This window comes from Mesorhizobium sp. M7A.F.Ca.MR.148.00.0.0, assembly GCF_003997735.1.
Taxonomy (GTDB): domain Bacteria; phylum Pseudomonadota; class Alphaproteobacteria; order Rhizobiales; family Rhizobiaceae; genus Mesorhizobium.
The window spans coordinates 1-741 of record NZ_RZTB01000018.1 but is presented as its reverse complement, the minus strand read 5'-3'; the positions used below and the strand labels follow the sequence as shown (position 1 = coordinate 741).

The following is a 741-nucleotide window of genomic DNA, read 5'->3' as shown; positions in this document are numbered from 1 at the left end:
GCAAAAGAGCACGGAAGAGGTCACCGAACGCGCCACCGAGAAGCTGCGCAGCGAGAATGCCGCGCTTGTCGACGCGCTCGCCAGCCGCACCGCCGAAACCTTGTCGGCGGTCGAAGGCGCCCGCTCGTCGCTGTCCGACAGCGTCGCTGATCTCATCGGCCGCATGACCAAGTCCAGCTCGCAGCTCGGTCAGTTGATCGATCAGGCCGCGGTCAATCTCGGCCAGGTCGATGAACGCCTGAGCGGCAGCACGCAAAGCTTCGCCGCCACCACGGAAAAAGCCGCGCAGACCTTCGCCAGCTCGGCACGTCTGGTCGATTCGAACACGACGAGGCTGACGGAACTGTCGTCGTCCACCTTGCGCGAGGTGGCGTCGATCGCCACCAAGTTCGACGAACACGGCCGTCTGCTGTCCAGCGCTTCGGACCTGCTGAGCTCGGCCCAGAGCAACCTCGAACACACGCTCGAACGGCAGTCGTCGCTCGAAGACCTCGCCGTCGGCCTGGTCAAGAAGTCGGAAGATCTCGAAAGGGTCATGCGCTCGTTCGAAAATCTCGTCGGCCAGACGCTGCAGAACGCCGAAGGCAAGACGATGGAGTCGGCCGACAAGATCCGCAACGCCATCACCGACGTCGTCGACTCGGCAACCAAGCGCTTTGCCGATGCGACCGAGGAGATGCGGCGCACCGCCGGCTCGATCAAGAGCGAACTCGACCTGACCCGGGCCGAGCTCAAGAAGGG

Annotated in this window: 1 pseudogene; it reads left to right on the top strand. The window is 64.2% G+C overall.

Annotated features, from left to right (window positions below):
• Positions 1–741 (top strand): annotated as a pseudogene (locus EOB49_RS37495) (kinesin); the annotation flags it as partial.